Annotated in this window: 18 protein-coding genes; 5 read left to right on the top strand and 13 right to left on the bottom strand. The window is 38.0% G+C overall.

Annotated features, from left to right (window positions below; translation table 11 throughout):
• Window positions 1–53 precede the first annotated feature (53 nt).
• Window positions 54–1,028: a cytochrome-c peroxidase gene (locus tag CPS_RS05965; protein WP_011042180.1), complete on the top strand. Its 975-nt coding sequence runs from the start codon at window positions 54–56 to the stop codon at window positions 1,026–1,028.
• A 452-nt stretch (window positions 1,029–1,480) separates the two neighbouring features.
• Here CPS_RS05965 and CPS_RS05960 read toward each other — a convergent pair whose 3' ends face one another.
• From CPS_RS05960 to betI, 11 genes are all read right to left on the bottom strand, one after another.
• The gene (locus CPS_RS05960; protein WP_011042179.1) at window positions 1,481–2,401 is read right to left on the bottom strand and encodes a hypothetical protein; all 921 of its coding nucleotides are present in this window, start codon (window positions 2,399–2,401) and stop codon (window positions 1,481–1,483) included.
• 45 nt (window positions 2,402–2,446) lie between these two features.
• The gene (locus tag CPS_RS05955) at window positions 2,447–3,094 is read right to left on the bottom strand and encodes a hypothetical protein (RefSeq protein ID WP_011042178.1); all 648 of its coding nucleotides are present in this window, start codon (window positions 3,092–3,094) and stop codon (window positions 2,447–2,449) included.
• Window positions 3,095–3,239: 145 nt separating this feature from the next.
• A complete protein-coding gene (locus tag CPS_RS05950) occupies window positions 3,240–3,701 on the bottom strand; it encodes a hypothetical protein (protein ID WP_011042177.1) in 462 nt (153 codons plus the stop codon).
• 103 nt (window positions 3,702–3,804) lie between these two features.
• A complete protein-coding gene (locus CPS_RS05945; RefSeq protein WP_011042176.1) occupies window positions 3,805–4,065 on the bottom strand; it encodes a DnaJ domain-containing protein in 261 nt (86 codons plus the stop codon).
• Window positions 4,066–4,341: 276 nt separating this feature from the next.
• Window positions 4,342–5,664 (bottom strand): aspartate aminotransferase family protein, encoded by a 1,323-nt coding sequence (locus CPS_RS05940; protein WP_011042175.1) that lies wholly within the window; start codon window positions 5,662–5,664, stop codon window positions 4,342–4,344.
• 246 nt (window positions 5,665–5,910) lie between these two features.
• Window positions 5,911–6,387, bottom strand: a complete 477-nt coding sequence (locus CPS_RS05935) for a MarR family winged helix-turn-helix transcriptional regulator (RefSeq protein ID WP_011042174.1) — start codon at window positions 6,385–6,387, stop codon at window positions 5,911–5,913.
• A 49-nt stretch (window positions 6,388–6,436) separates the two neighbouring features.
• Entirely contained in the window at window positions 6,437–7,141 is a 705-nt protein-coding gene (locus CPS_RS05930; protein WP_011042173.1) for a TorF family putative porin, read from the bottom strand.
• Between the two features lie 36 nt (window positions 7,142–7,177).
• The gene (locus tag CPS_RS05925) at window positions 7,178–8,395 is read right to left on the bottom strand and encodes a choline transporter (RefSeq protein ID WP_011042172.1); all 1,218 of its coding nucleotides are present in this window, start codon (window positions 8,393–8,395) and stop codon (window positions 7,178–7,180) included.
• Between the two features lie 238 nt (window positions 8,396–8,633).
• Window positions 8,634–10,316, bottom strand: coding sequence for a choline dehydrogenase (gene betA / locus CPS_RS05920; protein WP_011042171.1), 1,683 nt, complete (start codon window positions 10,314–10,316; stop codon window positions 8,634–8,636).
• 129 nt (window positions 10,317–10,445) lie between these two features.
• The gene (gene betB / locus CPS_RS05915) at window positions 10,446–11,909 is read right to left on the bottom strand and encodes a betaine-aldehyde dehydrogenase (RefSeq protein ID WP_011042170.1); all 1,464 of its coding nucleotides are present in this window, start codon (window positions 11,907–11,909) and stop codon (window positions 10,446–10,448) included.
• Window positions 11,900–12,505 (bottom strand): transcriptional regulator BetI, encoded by a 606-nt coding sequence (gene betI, locus CPS_RS05910; RefSeq protein WP_041736724.1) that lies wholly within the window; start codon window positions 12,503–12,505, stop codon window positions 11,900–11,902. The genes betB and betI overlap by 10 nt, the downstream gene beginning before the upstream one ends.
• A gap of 793 nt (window positions 12,506–13,298) precedes the next feature.
• Here betI and CPS_RS05905 point away from each other — a divergent pair.
• Both CPS_RS05905 and CPS_RS05900 read left to right on the top strand, forming a co-directional pair.
• On the top strand, window positions 13,299–13,754 hold the full coding sequence (locus tag CPS_RS05905; protein WP_011042167.1) for a hypothetical protein: 456 nt from the start codon (window positions 13,299–13,301) through the stop codon (window positions 13,752–13,754).
• A gap of 206 nt (window positions 13,755–13,960) precedes the next feature.
• The gene (locus CPS_RS05900) at window positions 13,961–14,620 is read left to right on the top strand and encodes a peptidylprolyl isomerase (protein ID WP_011042166.1); all 660 of its coding nucleotides are present in this window, start codon (window positions 13,961–13,963) and stop codon (window positions 14,618–14,620) included.
• Between the two features lie 470 nt (window positions 14,621–15,090).
• Here CPS_RS05900 and CPS_RS05895 read toward each other — a convergent pair whose 3' ends face one another.
• Complete coding sequence (locus tag CPS_RS05895; RefSeq protein WP_011042163.1) at window positions 15,091–15,480, bottom strand: carboxymuconolactone decarboxylase family protein; 390 nt, start codon at window positions 15,478–15,480, stop codon at window positions 15,091–15,093.
• A 426-nt stretch (window positions 15,481–15,906) separates the two neighbouring features.
• Between CPS_RS05895 and CPS_RS05890 the strand changes: the two genes are divergently transcribed.
• Window positions 15,907–17,193: a sensor domain-containing diguanylate cyclase gene (locus tag CPS_RS05890; protein ID WP_011042162.1), complete on the top strand. Its 1,287-nt coding sequence runs from the start codon at window positions 15,907–15,909 to the stop codon at window positions 17,191–17,193.
• A gap of 87 nt (window positions 17,194–17,280) precedes the next feature.
• On the opposite strand, the gene CPS_RS05885 is transcribed toward CPS_RS05890, so the two are convergent.
• A complete protein-coding gene (locus CPS_RS05885; RefSeq protein WP_011042161.1) occupies window positions 17,281–18,501 on the bottom strand; it encodes an MFS transporter in 1,221 nt (406 codons plus the stop codon).
• A 283-nt stretch (window positions 18,502–18,784) separates the two neighbouring features.
• On the opposite strand from CPS_RS05885, the gene CPS_RS05880 reads away from it, so the two are divergent.
• Window positions 18,785–19,243: a hypothetical protein gene (locus tag CPS_RS05880; protein ID WP_011042160.1), complete on the top strand. Its 459-nt coding sequence runs from the start codon at window positions 18,785–18,787 to the stop codon at window positions 19,241–19,243.
• Window positions 19,244–19,286 lie beyond the last annotated feature (43 nt).

The raw sequence follows: 19,286 nt of genomic DNA, 5'->3' as shown, positions 1-19,286 counted from the left end.
TGTATTAGTTACTTTATACTTAACTGCCTACATTACGTATTTATAGCCAACTAATGATTAAACCTTTTCTTTCAACGATGCTGACATTGTTATGTTTTATTGGCCTTAATCAAGGTTACACGCAGTCCTCAACACAGGACATTGCGCTATCTTTCTTTGAACCGCTTCCCCATGTTATGCAAGGAGCTGAACAAGATACCTCAGCATTAATTAACTTAGGTAAAAAATTATACTTTGAAACCGCGCTATCAATAAACCATTCTCAATCATGTAATAGCTGCCATAATCTCAACAATGATGCAGCAGGTGTCGATCACTTGAAGGTATCTATAGGTGCCTTGGGAAGTATCGGTGAACGTAATGCTCCCACTACATGGAATGCTGGTTTACATGTCGCTCAATTTTGGGATGGGCGAGCGAAAACGTTAGCGCAACAAGCTAAGTTTCCTATTTTCAATGTAAAAGAAATGGCGTTGACCTCTGAAAGTCAGGTAATAGAACGCCTTAACAGTAAAGGTTATTTAGCTGATTTTAACAGTGGCTTTCCACAACAATTATCGCCAATAAACCTAGAAAACATTGCCCAAGCACTTGCCGCATTTCAGCGAACATTAATCTCAAAAGATCGGTTTGATGATTACTTAGCAGGCGATAAAGATGCGATCAGTCAAAGTGAAAAAGCAGGCTTACGGGTATTTATAGATAAAGGTTGTGTTGCTTGTCACAATGGCGCAGTCATTGGTGGTCAACTCTTTATGAAAATGGGTATAGTGCATCCATATCCAAATAAGATAGATAAAGGTAAAGCGCAGGTAACGGGGAATCCCGCTGACAATTATTTTTTTAAAGTACCTTCTTTGCGAAACATACTCAACACCGCCCCCTATTTTCATGACGGTGCCGCGGCAACTATAGAGCAAGCAATTGAAGATACCGGTTGGCATCAACTAGGTATTAAACTCAACGAACAAGAAGTTAAATCGATTAAAATCTTTTTTAAGACCCTTAATAATCAAAAAAGAATTTAATACCAATTCCATTAAATTTATTGCCACCTCAGAACTATGTCAGAGAAGCTATAATAAATAAAATTTTTTGCTGACATAGTCATTCTGTATCTAAAAAATTTGTGCCGTTATTGCTTTTATGACGAGCTCCCAAGGGCGAGTTTAATAGGCTTACATACTGCGTTATTGATTTTGACAAGGACGCTGCATGGATGCAGCTTATTAGAGAATGCAGGAGCATATTCTCCTGAATAACCATTCTCTTCGATCAATGCCTTGCCTCTAAGCCTTTTAATTCTCGCTGAGTGGGAAATAACTTAATAGACTTGGTATAACCACGTCATTTTGCTAGATGATTAAATTAGTAATAAAAAAAAGCGAACCGAAGTTCGCTTTTTATTTTTTAAATCGACTAATTACCTAACCTCAAGAAGTATCGCTACCATCAAGGATAAGTCAATTAAGCAGATAAATTACCTATCGTCTGGCATTAAATAAGCGAGGTCATCTTCATCGTCTGCATGAAAATCATAACCACCCTCAAAATCACCATGTAATTCATTCGCAACAGTAATTGGAAGTTCTAATATTTCTTGAATATGAATGGCAACATCAATTTGTTGATTAATGATGCCTTTAAACTCATAGAAATTTAATAAATCTATTTCTTGTAAGTAACTCTTAGTCAGTATCGACAACTGGCCTGTTAGCTTTAAGATACAAAGTTCTAACTTTTCAAGTAAGTCATCTTTACTGGTGCTAGCAAGGAAAGTATTGAATGTTTGATATAACGAACTGGTAAACACTTTTTTATCAGAGTCGATCATTAATAAAGCAATCGCAGTATTAAGAAATCGTTGCAACTCAAACAACAATATATCTTCATCGTTATCAACTAGGATGGAACTGGCACAATAGCTGGCTGCAATGTTTTTATAAACATCTAATAGCTTCGCACTTTTATAACCTTCTTTGAGTAAACTATCATGCATTACTCTAATATCAGAGGTGTCATTAATTGCTATACCATAGCTGGTGATTGAAATGCTTTCAAAGTATGAAGGAGATATTTTCTTCAATTGCGCATATTTAGCCCAACCCGCTCTAAAGCAATAAACAATACCTTGAGTTTTTATAATCTCTTTTGCTTTAACTTCATCTTTATCACAAAGATCTAATAAACCTAAATTGGTGATGCCCAGAACAATTTCACAGCCTTTATTAATTTGATCTGCATAGATAATAGATAAATTATCAGAGGCTATCCTCAAAGACATATCAACTAGTTGTTGTTTGATTTTATGCACTAACTCCGGAGAAAAATAGCCTTCGCTTTCCCCGTCTTTTAAGACCAAAAGTAGAAACGGATGGTTTCTTAACTCTGCAATTCTCATTAATGAATCCTAATTATATAAAACTGTCATAAAGGCTATAGAAAATTACAGCGGTGCAAACATGTCATCGGTATCAATTTCTACCGAAGTCACTCTTTGTTTATTAGCATTATCTTTCAACGCTTTTTCAACATTTTCTAATGTACCATTACTGCTTACCACCATAACTTCACGATAGGCTTCTTCATCTAATGTTTTAATTTTCATTAACAGTTCTTCAATACTGCCTGATGTTTGTTCTTCGTCTTCTTCTATTTCAGAAAAATCATGGCCGACAAACGGTAAAGACAAATATAATAAGCCAAAATCATCTTCTACTATGGCTTTTAAAACTTCTAACTGTTTTTCTTCATCATCAGAGGAAAGAAAAATTTGTGACAATAAACTATGTGCTTCTGTTTGTGCGCAAAATACGTGGTCTTCATCTATATTTTGCCAATAAGAAGGTTCAACATTTAGTAACTGTTTAATTGATTCGGCATCCATTAACCAGGTAGCGATTGAAGGAATGGTGGCATCATGTTCTCGAACAATTTTAGCGACGGTCAAAATATCCATCTCAGTTAATACAGCTAACATTGTTTCATCACCTTGCTCAGAAGCGATTGCCTCTAACGAAGTGCCTGCGCGTCTACCGCTTTGTTGTGCTATTTCGATAATATCAGTAGCCAAAATGAGTGCGTTTTTCGTCACGTTTATTCCTTAAAAGTATTTATACCATGTGAAAAAAATAGACTTGCTAATGCGGTCCACAGTAATTCAATTGTTATTATATTTTCCAATAGAAGATCCAATTTAATCAATTAGGACAATCCAGTTGAAAAGCGAGTGTTGAAAGCTAGTAGTTCTCATCAAAGTCGTCAGAGGCATAGTCATCAGCTTGATCAAAATCGTCTGCTTCTGCTTTTAACGGTGTCGCATCATAGCGATTATAAAAATGAATAATTAACACGGCAGTTTTTAAATCCTGCTCTGCATGCTGCATCAATTCGGTGATACAGGCTCTAGCATCCGCATGTACACCAACGAATGGTTTAACATCCGCCCATGACGGCTCTTCTGCTAAATCGACTAAAGCCAAATTTTTACTATCAATTCGAATTTTTGTCGTTATAGCCATGGCTAATTGATCAACCATCCCTGAAAATAACAATGGGGTAGCTTTTAACTGTTCAAATAAATTAGTTAAGTATATTGATAATAATTCAGGGTTTTCTGGATCAGTTAACGAGTCCATATTTTCTAAATACATAGAAAAATCATCGGTTAAATAATCAGGTATATTTTTGTCAGATTGCAAAGATTTTTCCCTAAGTGCGTCTTTTCAAATTAAGAGTATGGAGTATTTTCCAATTGAAATTTTTCTGATTGAACCTTTACTGGTTGAATCTGGTTATTGACGTCTAGCTCAACGCATTGCGCCAAAAAGAATCAGCAACCTCTCGGGGATCAGTAATTACGGTATAGTTACTTTTCAAATATAAAGCGCGCTTTTTAGGATCTAAAATAGCATCGTAAGCTTCTTTAATTAATTGAAATTTTTCTTCAACTTCACTACCACTGTTTTTATCTGGGTGATATTTATTAGCGAGTTTTCGATAGGCTTTTTTGATATCGATGGTGGTCGCATCTCTACTCAAACCTAACTGTTCAAAATGATCCATATAAACAACTACCTCGTGTCGCAGTTTTACCTTAACGACATCATTAAATTTACTTATGGAACTAACTAATATCAATCGTACTAATTTATTGATCCGATTGGTATAAGGAGGGGTAACGTTAAACGTATTTTAAGCTAATCAAAACATTCTTGCTACTTTTTTCAGTTAGTAAGAATGTTCGCTATCGCTGCTTACACGTATGAAAAAAGGAACGAGCATTCCCCTTTTCCATATCAAACTAATTCAAATTAGCTCAATCTAACGCGCAATCACTTATTATTCGTTTATTGCCGCTGCCATTGATTGCTCGGCAACTTGCTCTAACCAGTTAAGATCAACTGTTTGGTGAGCCTCACAAATAAACCAAGGTTCACGTGAGTCTGGCTCTAACATAACGCCATTTTCGATCAAATTAAGGGCAAATTGAGTGTAAAGATCACTATTGGTTTGTTTCCAATCGCGATAATTTTGCGGTACTTTACTACCAAAATGTACACCAAACATGGCATCAGGGCCGGCAAAACAATGCTCAACGCCAAACTTAGTAAACACCCGTGAAAGTAATGCTTGAATTTTTTGACCTACATTCGCGATAGTTTCAAGGGCATCCGTTTCTTTAAGTACGGTTAACGTGGCTTTGGCTGCACTTAAGGCAACCATGTTTGCTGTATAAGTACCGCCGTGTGTCACGCCATCTTTAGCAAAAGAAATGGTATCCATCACTTCAGCTCGCCCACCAAAAGCAGCAACAGGGTAACCGTTACCCATGGCTTTAGCATAGGTGGTTAAATCGGCGAAAATACCATATAGTGCTTGGGCGCCGCCTTTGGCAACACGAAAACCAGTTTTCACTTCATCCATGATCAACAATGAACCGTTGTTATCACAAACGTCACGTAATTTTTGCATATAGGCTTGTGTTGAAGCAATAGAGCCACAGTTGCCCATGATAGGTTCAATTAATATTGCAGCAATGTCATCGCCATATTGCGTAAATACAGCATCTATCGCATCAAAATCATTCAATGGTACGCTTACTTGATGTTCACGAGTACTTTGTGGAATTCCTCCACCAAAAGGTACGATATCAGGCACTTGTTGCGTATTCACATCCCAATTATCAACATCTGACTTCCACATAACTTCATCGTGCAAACCATGAAAACCGCCTTCAACGACAACAATTTTATTTCGTTTTGTAAAACCACGTGCGGTACGGACTGCCCCAATAACGGCCTCTGTTCCTGAGTTGGAAAAACGCATTTTATCGATATTAGGACAAAGTGATTTCACTAATTCAACCACATCAGAATCAAGACCAGTCGAAAAACCAGAAATTGTACCTACCGTAGTAATGGCGCTAATAACTTCGTTATCAATTCGTTCATCACGATAACCTAGAATAATTGGACCATAAGCTAAGCGAAAATCAACGAAGGTTTGCTCGTCACAGTCAGTAATCGTGCAACCTTTCATACTACTTAAAAATACGGTATTTTCTTCCCCCCAATAACGGTAGCTATCAGCCACGCCTAACGGCATATTATCAATGGCTCTTGTAAACATAGCGTTGCTATTAGGTTTGTTTTTCTTGCTCATGGGGTTCTCCATCTTAATAAAGTGTTTTTAACAATGTCTGTAAATTAAAGTACGTGGGCTATAAATTTAATAGCCGTGGCTTAATTGGCGCAGATAATACAGCGCTAGTGCGATGACAGGAAGTGCTATGGGTGTTTTTTTGGGGGTATAGTGACTAAAAACAATCAATTTTGTCTGAATTACACAAAAGTTCACCGTCGGTGAACTAGAGTAATCAACTTTTTCGAAGGTTATAATAAAAGGTTATTACTGCCCTTCTTGGATTTGTCCAACTACCAGTACTGGTGCAGCATCAAGTTCTTCTGCATCCATCATAGAAGCAATTCGCTCAACAGAGGATAATAGCTGACTTTGCTCCCAAGATTCTAGTGCTTGATAACGTTTGATGAAATGTTCTTGCAGTGGTTTTGGCGCACCTTGCAGTAGCGTTTCTCCCGCCAAAGAAAGGTATAGCTCGACTTTGCGCTTATCTAACTGACTACGCTTACGCATAACCAATTCTTTTGCTTCCAAGCGATCAATGATGCTGGTGACCGTTGCTGGGCTCAAATTAATTTCGTTAGCAACTTGTTTTGCCATTGGTGCATCTAACTGAGCAATCTTGGTCATTACCATGAGCTGAGGCCCGGTTAACCCTGATTTTTTATTCAGTTGTTTAGAGTGTATTCCAATCGCCCGGATAACTTGACGTAATGAAATTAAAAGCTGATCGTATTTTTCCATATTTATCTACTCATTTAGCCCCTGAACATTCAGGGACTATCTAAATCGATTATAAACTAAATGTGCGAGAAATTGAAAACACTACACGAGCATCAGCCGTATCAATATCCATATTGGTGTTTTCAAAGGCTAGGTCAAAATCAAATCCTTTCCAATTTGTCATGTATTCAACACGGTAATGATTGTAAGCATCTGTGCCATCCCAAGCCCAAATAGCTTCATCAGCAGATGTTGAGCGGTCAAAACTCACTTTAATGTTATGTCCAGGTGCCACTTCTACTGTGTGAGCAACCATAGCGATGTAATGACTTACATCTAAACCAAAATAATCCCAGCTGTACCAGAAGTTTAATTCACTATCTCCCATAGATGAGCTGTAACCTAATTTTGCATAAGCTTCTGGGTAATTGTAAGTATCAGACGCAGAGTCACCATGATAGGTGTAATACGCAATACCGGTATCTAGCCCAAATTTGTCATTAAGCTGAAAGTATTGTCCAACATAAGCATCCCATTCGATATTGGTGTCTTCACCAGAACCAAAATCAACGTTTGACGCCCAAGTACCTGCATAAAATCCGCTATCAGCAGCATAATCCAAGCTGCCTTGTAGCGCTGGATCATTACCTGTTTGGCTAACACCATTAAAAGTGTAATCTGAAGCTAGGTTAACCGTTGCAGATACATCTGCTAAAGCAGAGGCAGAAAGAGTTAGTAGACCAGTTGTTACCGCTGCAATTATAATTTTATTCATTATTATTTTTCTCATTAAATTTTTTGATATCTGAAACTAATTTATTAGTTCAATTTTATTAAAATCGATTTTATTTTCTTTCGGTGAACACTCTATCTCGCTGACCACTTTAAATTTGGTCAATAAAATATAACCAAAACAAGTGAAGAACAGTCCAATAACTACGGCGCCAACCCATTGGATTTGTAAGAAATCCAACTTGAATAACAACGTAAGTAAGCTCAGCACAATGATATTGCCCAAAAAGTATTTAACTTTGCCCACGCGGTTGACACTCAAATTCAAATTATCGGTATATAAACGAATCAATGAATCGAGAGAGTTGATCACAAAAGTAACGCCGACAATTGCCATCATAATGTTGTAGAAACCAGCGGTTTCAAGACCGTTAGCACTGTAGTAATACAACACAGTGAACCATATCGCGATTGGAATAGATGGGAATATCAACATAGCGCCCAACACTTGATAAGTACGTAAACCACCAACAAAACGGGCAGTAAACTGACCAATCATAATGCTCCATGCAAACCACCAGTAAAGGTAGAACTCATGATAATCATTTAATGGCAGAACGAATTCGTGAATATTGCCAAAGTAGCCGCCAAGTAAGGCAATCGTACTGGCAAATTCACCGATACTTGAACCTTCTGAAAGAAAAGCACCACCCCACATAAGAGCAATCAAGCCAATAAATAGCCAAGTAGTCGCGAGGCTTAGCAAACGTACATAACGTATGCTGGTACTAGAATAGACAGCTGCAGCGATAACTAAGAAAACAATCAGATAGAAACTACCAATAATTGATTCACCATCGCCAAGTTCAGGTACATACCACGGCAAGTTAGTTAGCAATAAATACGCAGTAAAAGCACAGGTTCCTATGATGACAACATTGTTAATCAGCTTAATTAACGGCAATTGAAAAAATTGCACGCGCGGCTCAATAACACAGAAGTAAAAACAAGTTAGAAAGTAAAAACCCCAGATAAGAAACGCCCAAAAGCCAAATTCAATAGACAAAGCGTTAGTGAAGCTATACTCAGGACTTGCTACTAAATCAGCATAACCTGCAAATTCCGTTAACGGGAACATGATAAGTCCAACATCAAGACCTGATGTGAACAAAATAGCGATAAAGGTAAATGTTTTAACGGGTGTTACACCCACACAACGAATATTTCCCCAGCGATATAACACAAAGGCAATGGCAGCAAAGGTAAATAAGATCCCTGCAGATAACCAAGCGGTCATAACGACCTCCCCATAATGGTTTTAATAGATGTAAACACGTATTACTCCTCTTCTTTTTATAGTTAGAGTACTCGGTATCGCCCACGTAAGACTAAGCGAATAGAGTTATTCACTTAGTCTTACCTAGGTTTCAAATGTCAATTGTCGCAGCCATGATTAGTATCTTGACGGCGATAATTAATGCCTGATGGAGTACTCACGATTAAACTTTTATTGGTTTATTTTTATTAGTTTATTGTTATATTTTTCTTTTTGGCTCGTTAGCACGCTGTTGTTGCTGCCAGTTAGGCGCAATCTTTACGGCAGCCTGAGAAGGCGCTAGTATTTCACGGCCTCGAATAAGATCAGCGGCACGTTCTGCAACCATTATCGTTGGTGCATTAAGATTACCATTTGGAATGGTTGGGAAAATAGACGAGTCAACAACGCGTAATCCCTCAATACCATGTACGCGAGTTTCTGAGTCTACAACGGCTAATTCATCTGTACCCATTTTGCATGAGCACGAAGGATGGTAAGCACTTTCAACAAATTGACGAACAAAGGCATCAATTTCTTCATCACTTTGCACATTGATACCTGGCTGAATTTCTTCACCACGATACTCATCAAGCGCACTTTGGTTGATAATTTCTCGAGTTAAACGCACACAAGCACGGAAACCTTCACGGTCTTCTTCGTGTTCAAGATAATTAAAACGTATTTGTGGATGTGCTTTAGGATCGTTTGATATCGCTTTAATAGAACCGCGACTTTTCGGTTTGTTATGACCTATATGAACTTGAAACCCATGTCCTGCAAAGGCTTCTTTACCATCGTAACGCATTGCTGCAGGTAGAAAATGGTATTGTAAATCTGGCCATTCAACATTAGCTTTAGAACGAATAAAACCACAAGATTCAAAATGATTAGTAGCGCCCAGTCCTTTTTTGGTGAAAAACCAACGGCTGCCAATTAAAAATTTGTTCCACAAGCCAAGTTGGCCATTGAGTGATATTGGTTTTTTACATTTGAACTGGAAGTAAAATTCTAAATGATCTTGTAAGTTTTGACCTACGCCGGGCAAATCATGTTGCACTTCAATACCAGCATCTTCCAAGTCTTTTTTAGCACCGATACCAGAGAGTTGTAAAAGGTGTGGTGAACCAACAGGCCCCGCCGATAAAATCACCTCTTTCTCAACACTCACATCGAAAACTTGCCCTTTGCGTTCATAACGTACGCCAACAGTTTTTTTACCGTCTAATAATACTTTATGGACTAACGCATGAGTGATTACCGTTAAATTACTACGCGCCATTGCTGGGCGAAGGTAAGCATTTGCAGTAGAACAGCGCACACCGTTCTTAACTGTCATGTGCATTGGGCCAAACCCTTCCTGTGCTGCAGCGTTATAATCATCCGTTGCAAAATAACCAGCTTCAACACCTGCATCAACAAACGCTTGATACAGCGGGTTTTTCATTTCATTACCGTTATTAACCCCTAATGGTCCGCTTTTACCACGGTATTCGTTACCATCAAATGCCCAAGTTTCAGCTTTTTTAAAATATGGTAAACAATGAGCATAATCCCAGTTTTGGGCACCACTTTGCTGCCATTCATCAAAATCTCTAGCATGTCCGCGAACATAAACCATGCCGTTAATTGATGATGAGCCACCTAATACTTTGCCTCGTGGGCAATGCATACGACGTTCATCAAGAAATGGCTCAGGTTGGGTTTCAAACTGCCAAGCGTATTTTTTGGTATTCATCGGAATTGACAGTGCGGTTGGCATCTGAATAAAAATACTTTTATCACTACCACCGGTTTCAAGTAACAATACGCGATTATTACTGTCTTCACTTAAACGGTTAGCCAGTACACAGCCTGCAGAGCCTGCACCAACAATAATGTAATCAAATTTTTCGCTTTTCATGTAAAACTCTTATCTGTAACTTATTTACCACTTATCAGACACTTGCATTGATTTTTTTCTTATTATCAATACAGATTTCGAAACGACTTAGGGTTTCGAAAGTGTCTCTCACGAACGAACGAGTCCCTTTTAAAAAGGACTATCAAGTGGCTGAAGACCAACATAAACGGATTTAATTTGAGTGTAATGGTTTAGTGTAACCAGACCATTTTCACGTCCTATACCTGACTGTTTATAACCACCTACAGGCATTTGCGCAGGTGATGCACCAAAGCTGTTTATCCAGCAAATTCCAGCTTCCATTTTATGGATAACACGGTGAGCACAATTAATATCTTGTGTGAATACCGCCGCTGCCAGCCCATAATCAGTAGCATTGGCTCTAGCAACCACTTCATCTTCATCAATAAATATTAATACTGACATTACTGGCCCAAAAATCTCTTCTCGGCAAATTGTCATGCCATCAGTACAATCGGTAAAAATAGTTGGCGCAATAAAATAGCCATTGGGTGCATTGTCTGGCTGCAGTGATGTGCCGCCATGAAGTAGCGTAGCGCCTTCTTTAATACCGACTTTGATATAATCTGATACCAAATCAAAATGCTTTTTCGAGATGAGAGCACCAAAATTTGTCTCGGGATCCATTGGATCTCCAACGATAATGTTTTGGCGAGTACGTTGCAGTAATTTCTCAATAAATTTCGGGTATGCTGATTCTTGTACGAATACGCGCGTACCATTGGTGCAAACTTCACCTTGCGTATAAAAATTACCTAACATGGCAGCAGAAACAGCATTGTCGATATCTGCATCATCAAAAATAATCAATGGTGATTTTCCACCAAGTTCCATAGTGACATCTTTAAGCGTCGTGGCAGCACCTGCCATGACTTTCTTGCCAGTACCAACTTCACCAGTAAAAGAAACTTTAGCGATATCTGGGTGATGACTTAACCAAGAACCCACTTCACCAGCACCTTGAACAACATTAAATACGCCATCTGGAATGCCTGCTTCAGTGAAAATCTCAGCGAGTTTTAATGCGCCTAATGGTGTTTCTTCTGATGGTTTAAAAATCATCGAGTTACCACACGCCAATGCAGGTGCGGCTTTCCAACAAGCTATCTGTAATGGGTAATTCCACGCACCAATACCGGCGCAAATACCTAATGCTTCACGACGAGTGTAATAAAAATCACCATCGACTTGCTGCTGATTACCTTCAATTCCAGGAGCCAAGCCCGCAAAAAACTCGATAGAATCAGCACCTGACTCAACATCAACAACTGAAGCTTCTTGCCATGGTTTACCGGTATCAAGTACTTCAATCTCTGCCAGTTCATCATTACGCTCGCGTAACAAAGCTACCGCTTTGAGTAGAATTCGACTGCGCTGTATAGCGCTCATTGCTGACCAAGTAGCAAAACCACTCTGAGCACTAGTTATTGCTTCTTGTTTAATTTTTCCATCGGCGACTTCAACTTGATAAATTACTTTTCCCGTAGCTGGGTTAATCACATCGAATGTTTCACCACTGTCGTTTGCCATGTAGGCACCATCGACAAAATTTCTATAACGTACTAACGACAATTGATATCTCCGTACTGCTTAAGCAGATCGTCTATAAACTTTTTACATAATTGTTCGGCCTGTTTAAATTCTTCTTCAGGCCTAGGACTTAAAGCGCTTCGCAACCAAAAACCATCAATCATCGCAGCGGTCTGTTTAGAGGCTATAACTGCGAGGTCATCAGTTAATAACTGACGAAAAGAAAAAAGTAGGTTGCTGTATAAGCGCTTGCTGTTGATATGTTGCAGGCGAGCCAATCCAGGCTGATGCATTGACTGCGCCCAGAAGCTAAGCCAGGTTTTTGTTGCCGGCGCTGAACGTTGTAATTGGGTAAAGTTTGCCTCAATGATCATTCTAAGTCGTTCGGTCGCACTTAGACTCTGCTGACCGATACGATCAAGCAGTGCTGATTTCAATTGATCCAGCAAATGTTTAACTGTTGCTTCAACCAATTCCTGCTTACCACCAAAATAATGACTAATGATCCCTGACGATAAGCCAGCAATTCTACTAATGGTAATAATCGTGGTGTTTTGTAAACCGTATTGCGCCACCGATTCTAAAGTAGCGTTGATTAATTGTTGTTTACGTACGGGTTTCATTCCAACTTTTGGCACAAACTTCTCAAAATTATTTTAATTGAACGTTCAATTAATTATAATTGTAATAGTTTGAACAGAAATGATCAACCCACTATTTAGTTAGTACTAAATTCGTACTAATCAGTGCTAAATTGATATTAATTGCGATTAGTTAATGAAAATTTAGACTTGTTAGCCAAAATCAGACAAAAAGTCATAAAATATATATACAATTTTAAATTCGTACACGAACTATATTCATTAAGTCGCTAAGCTTTAAAAGTACAGCAATAACTAATTTAGCTAAAATTAGCTACGATACGCTGTTGAGTAATCAACTGGGGGAACGCTAGAGTACTTTCTTAGTTTCAGTATCAATATGAAGAGTAAGATATAAAATTATTGGAGACAGATGTTATATTTCAACTACGTATTAAGTAGCTGTTAATGTTATAATTTAAGATAAAAACATTCTTGCTATTCATTTATTTCCACATGATAAATCTATTTAGGAGAATGGTTTGACTACGCTCATCAGAATCTGTTGTGCCATGTTCATTTTATGCGTTTAAATGTTTATGCATTGGCAGAAAAGAATGAGCAACCATTACTCCTCTTTTCAATGGTTATGGCAACCAATGAGCTAAATGAAACGTTAAATTTCGATGTGAGTCTTTGTGTTAAAAGAAGACATATCAATTGAATCGTATAAAAAGAATCTATTACTGATATAAATCAAGACATATAAGCTACTGCTGTGTTCAACTTCATCACACCATTTTAGTAAATTATTTTGTCTTTCAACTGAGACAATCAAGTGTGAAATTTTATGAATAAAACAGCAAAAATATTATTGTTAACCTTGGCCGCCTTCTTTTTATTTCTCGGTATAAAAAGTTCTCAACACTCAAAATCGTACGCTGAATTAACAGATATTCAAACAGTTAAAGGCACTATATTTCAATTACATTGCCCGCCAAAAGGCGCTGCTTCATTAAGCATTGCTGACTCTGATCTTACTTATAATTTATCGGTTAAATTTAGAACCGAATATTGTGATGAAAAAAAATCACCCGTACTTTTAGGTAAAGAAATCACCTTACAATCGGTGCAAGTGAATGGTAAATTCCATCAAGTTTATCAAATAGAAGACAATGGCCGCGTAATTCTTCGTCCTGATGATGTATTGTCAGATCAAACAAGTGCCACATTAGGTTTATTTTTCTTAGCCTTTTTAATCACGGCTTTAGTCCTTTATAAAAGTCGTCCCGTTAAAAATAAATAATTTTTGATAACTTATCTGACAATTACTTCGAGCTATACGCCTATTATGCCATCTCTATTAACGGCATAATAAGCGGTGTAATAGTCTCACTCTGTATAGGTGACTTTTCTTATTTACCACTAGAGATTGTTATCTGATACTTGAGATTTCATCGATAAGAGCTGATAACATTCAACAAATTGAATTAAAAAAATAAGATATTTTATATGAATGCTATGAAAAAGATCATCGCTAGCCTTTTTTTAACAATGACACTAACCGCATGTTGTGGCAGTGATGATGTAGTAAAAAAAACAAATAAGTTTATTACTAAGCAAGCAATTGATAAAACAGATCCAGCTTGGAAGACCAAGTTAAGTCAGCCGCCATTACTTACTTTTGCCCCCGGTAAAGATTATTTTTGGGAGCTGCAAACAAACCAAGGTAATATCACCATTAAGCTGTTGGCCGATTCAGCACCTATGCATGTTTCTAGCACTATTTACTTAACTAAACTGGGTTTCTATGATGACTTGATTTTTCATCGTGTTATTCCTGGCTTTATGGCACAAGGCGGTGACCCTACAGGAACAGGTGCAGGCAATCCTGGTTATAAGTATGATGGAGAATTTGAAGGTGAAATAGGTCATAGCGAGGCGGGAACGTTAAGTATGGCAAATGCTGGTCCCGGCACTGATGGCAGCCAATTTTTCTTAACTTTTATCCCAACCCCCTTTTTAGATGGTAAACATACCGTTTTTGGTAAAGTAGTCGCAGATCCAGAAAACAGCTTAGCTAAAATTGAAGCTTTAGGTACTCGCAATGGAAGAACCATGGAAGCGGTTAAAATTAATAAAGCTTCAATTCGTATAACCAACAAAAAATAGACTTGGTTAATCACATGGATGTGATTAGTATTCACCTGAGTATCAGCTCAATTTATACCCGTTACCATGCAAGATGCTTGTTTAAGAGTACTTGAGCAATTTCAATACAAGGCGGGACTTTGTAGTAATGGTTATTCAAGAGAATATGCTCCTGCATTCTCTAATAACACCATCAATGTAGCGTCCTTATAAAGAGGTGCAACGATGTAGTGGTGTTGCTCAAGCGCTTCTTCGATGGGGTTAAAAGCGATTTAAGCGGCGTTATTCATTTGAACAAGGGAATAACCATTGTTTAAAATAAATGCCCTGCCTAAATCACTTTTAACTTCCACTTAAATCATGCACTTTGAAAGGTGACGGGGATGAACAGTTATCTTCAGTTTTAGTTTACCGTCAAAACCTGCCGATATTCATCCATGAAAGTGGCAGTTCTACCATTGGAGCTGTAGCATCGAATAATCTAAATTCACTCACCCTTCCCAAGTATCAATAATTTCTTTAGCCGCTCTCATTGCTTCAATAGCGGCAGGAAATCCACAATAAACACTCGCATGCATAATCACCGCTCTAATCTCTTCTTTAGTTACCCCATTACGTAATGCACCACGAACATGACCTTTTAATTCATTCGGTGCTTTTAGGGCGATTAACATAGAGATAGTCACTAAACTTCGGGTATCTTTTGGTAAGTCATTTCTATTCCAAGTACTTCCCCACGCATTTTCCATGACTAAATCTTGTAAAGGTTGGTCAAATTCAGTGGCATTATTTAAAGCACGATCAACAAATTCATCTCCCATTACTTCACGACGAACTTGCTCACCATTTTTATAATTCTCGTTTTGTTTTTCACTGCTCATTTTTTATTTCCAATAACATCAAGATGCTTTAATAATAAAAAGAATGACAAACAATAAACAGATAAAAAACTATATTGCTAACATAAGCAACCGTGATATTTGATCATCTCTATTTCAAAGTATTATTTATTGCTTGTTAGTCAAAATATTTCACTGAATTAAGGCACATGTTTAGTTAACAGATTAGCGCAATTCCCCCCTGACAATGAATGACTCGGCAGAACACCTCTCTTTGTTAAGCAATATAAGAGATTGAAATAATAAATAAAAATATATATAGTGCACCGAAATTTAAAAGCAACTTTCTGTGTCTTATTCACTATCTTTGCCTAAATTATTTTCTTTTTCTAAAAATTCAATTTAGCCATCAACAATACGATTAAAAGTTTCAGAGCAATATATAAATCCTCGGTAACGGAGAACCACATGTTTTTTCTTAGTGATCACGACACGCTTATCAGCTCAATTGAGGCTATTGGCGCTAGTTTTGCTGTATTTGAGTTCGACCCTCAGTCGGTAGCTTTTGAACTGGTCAGTTGCAATAGTCGCTATGAGGATCTTATGGGATATTCAAGCGCAAAAGCACTTGGTCAGCCACTGACAACAATCTTCCCAAGATACATTCACAACCCATTAAAAGAAGCATTCATTCATTGTAAAAATGAACGCATTGCTTTGGAAACTGAGATTGTGCTTGACTATAAAGGCCAAGAAAGATGCTGGCGTTCAATAGTATCTCCTATCGTAAACTCAGCTGATGAAAAATTTCGAATCATTCAAACCTGTGTTGAAATCACTGAAAAAAAGGTCTTAGAAAAACAGCTAAACCTCTCAATGAAACGATTCGAAGCGGTAGTTAATAACGCTTATGACGGTATAATTACCATTGATGAACAGCAAAATGTGAAGCTTTTTAACGAAGCTGCCCAATCAATGTTTGGCTACAGTGAACAAGAAATAATGGGTCAGCCACTCACCAAGTTATTACCTGAAAAATACCAAGCTAAACATCATGGTTATGTCGAAGGGTTCAAAAGATCACAAGTAGATTCTAGACCCATGCAAACTAGAGCAGCCGTGCAAGGCCTTAGAAAAGACGGCAGTGAATTTGCCATTGAAGTGACCATATCAAAAATTCGTATTGCTGATAATGTTGAATTTACTGCGGTTATCAGAGACATTTCTGAAAAAAATCAATTACTAGAAGAGTTAATCTTATCCTCAAGAAGAGATCCTTTAACGGAACTGTACAACCGCCGATATTTTACCGAATTACTCCATTCAGAAATTACTCGTTCTAGAAGATTCAAACGAGGTTTCTCGCTGTTAATGTTAGATATTGACCATTTTAAGTCAATCAACGATAGGTATGGACATGCCTGTGGAGACGCTGCTTTAATCGCCTTTTCAAAAGCTGTGACCAACAGCATTAGGGAAGTAGATACTATTTGCCGATGGGGTGGAGAAGAGTTTTTGGTACTCTTGCCAGAAATACCAAAAGTAACCGCCATGGTTGTCGCTGAGAAAATCAGAAAAAACATTGAAAACCTTGAAACCATTTATGAAGGTGATTTGATAAAAGTTACTGTATCTATTGGTTTAGAGTACTTTTCTGGCGACGCTATTGAAATGAGCAGCATGATCAATAAAGTAGATCAAATATTGTATAGAGCAAAGGACACCGGAAGAAATAAAATATCCACTGAAATTTAGCGCTTTATACTCGATGTCGTCACTACCCAACTCTTTATTGAAATACAACCCAGTGTGATTTCCTGATAACTTAACAATCAATAAATGTTAATCACACTTTGGCTGGTTGAATGTAACAGGTAACCTAATACGGCGTGTGGCGACATAAGCGATAACAACACAAATCAGTCCCATGGTAATGAGTGTGAAGGGATATCCCACAGACTCGGTAAACACACCGAATAATAAGCCACCTAATGCGCCACCACCAATATTAATGGCGCCCCACAAACTCATGACCCTACCTCTAAAGGCACTTGTCACTGACACCTGGATTAGTGACTGGGTACCGACGCCGCAAACGGTGGCACAAAAACTTAATCCCCCTATGATCACTAAACCTAACTCAAAACTACGGGTATAACTAAAGACTACCAACAATAAACCGGAGCTAATGACTGCTATACGCATTGCTGGTAATAAGCGCCCAGCACTAAAAGATGACAGCAGTAAACCTGCGATAATAGCGCCGATCCCCGCCGCTGAATTCATCCAAGCTAATGCTTCCACGCCGCGCCCGTAAAGTACATCAACCGCTGCAGGTAAAATTTCTAACAATCCCCTACCGAACATAGCAGAGACAGCAATTAACATTAATAAACGCAGAATTAAGTCCGAACGCAGGGCGTAATTCAATCCCGCTTTTATATCCATAAAAAAAGTGAATTGCTTTGCCTCAGCAGTCCTCTGGCTCTCATCAAGTTTTAACAGCAATAATACGATAATTAACGGGATATAACAGGCAGCAACCACGGCAAATGCGACGGCATTGCCCTGATATTTAATCAGGAGTCCGGCAATAACCGGTCCAATAAAACGAGAGGTATTGTATAAAATAGCATTGATTGCCACCGCTTTAGGCATATTAACAGCGCTGACCAATTCAGGTACTAAAGACAGTCGTATCGACTGATAAGCACTATTGGCTATGCCTATTCCTAGGGCAAAAAATAACAACATCATCTCATCAGCTAACTGTTGCCATATCAATAATGACAATAGTAGTGATAACAGCCCCAGTATAATACTGGTAACAACCGCAGCCTGGCGACGGTTAATACGATCTACCATCACCCCAAACAAGGGACCTATAATGACCGATGGGAAGAACATTAAAAAGGCCAACATACCCAACCAGCTTTCAGAATGGGTTTGATCCCACATCATCCAGCCTAGTGTCATACGCTGAATCCAAATACCTTGAGTAGAAAATATACTGCCACACAAATAGGTCAGGTAATTACGTTCTGTAAATATGGAGCGCTGCACTGTCTGTTAATATCCCAATAAAATCGGGCATCATACAGTAAAACCTCTTAAGGAAATATCAAATTAATGTAGGCCTAAACGCGGTGCCTGAGCTGAACACAGCAGCTATATTGAGTCGTTGTGCTATTAAAAATTAAACTTATCAAACCATAAAAAATACTCATAACGAAGACGTCCTCCATGGCTTTACAGCTCTATGTAGTCTCAGTAGCATAGCGGTATGAACTGCACTTAACTGTCCAAGCTAGCAGTTAACTTCTACATAATAAAAGGCACCAACATCATGTCAGATAACATCAATTTAATGACTCAAAAAATTGAAAGTAAATTTAATGAAATAGAAAACGAGATATTTTATGGAAGTCTATTTTCTCAATGGCGAGGCTCCTTTGAAGTAAAAAAGGTCTACCTAAAAAAAGAAAATGACGATATTAAATGTGACCTCGATATTCGTTTAAAAAACTGGCCTGGAGGCGTTTCTATTAAAGTTTACAAACATAAAGCATTGGCAGTGCTTCCTTATGTAAAAGATCAACAAGTTTGCAAAGATCACTTAACGACCCAGCCTAGCCCGTGTAAGTATTGGAAAGATGCCTTCTACTTTTCCAACATGATAGACCTAGATCAAGACCGCTATGTGTTATTAGAAGGTAATGGTATGACTGATGAAGATGCCGATATTTGCTTGAGTAAGCTAAAAACACATATTGAAGAAATCAATGAAATTTTAGCGACCGATTAGCCAAAGAAATTTATACCGCATAAAGAAAACTATTGTTCACAGC

The sequence above is a fragment of the Colwellia psychrerythraea 34H genome (genome assembly GCF_000012325.1).
GTDB classification, from domain to species: domain Bacteria; phylum Pseudomonadota; class Gammaproteobacteria; order Enterobacterales; family Alteromonadaceae; genus Colwellia; species Colwellia psychrerythraea_A.
Note: the sequence above shows the minus strand (reverse complement) of the source record. Positions and strands in the feature narration are given on the sequence as shown.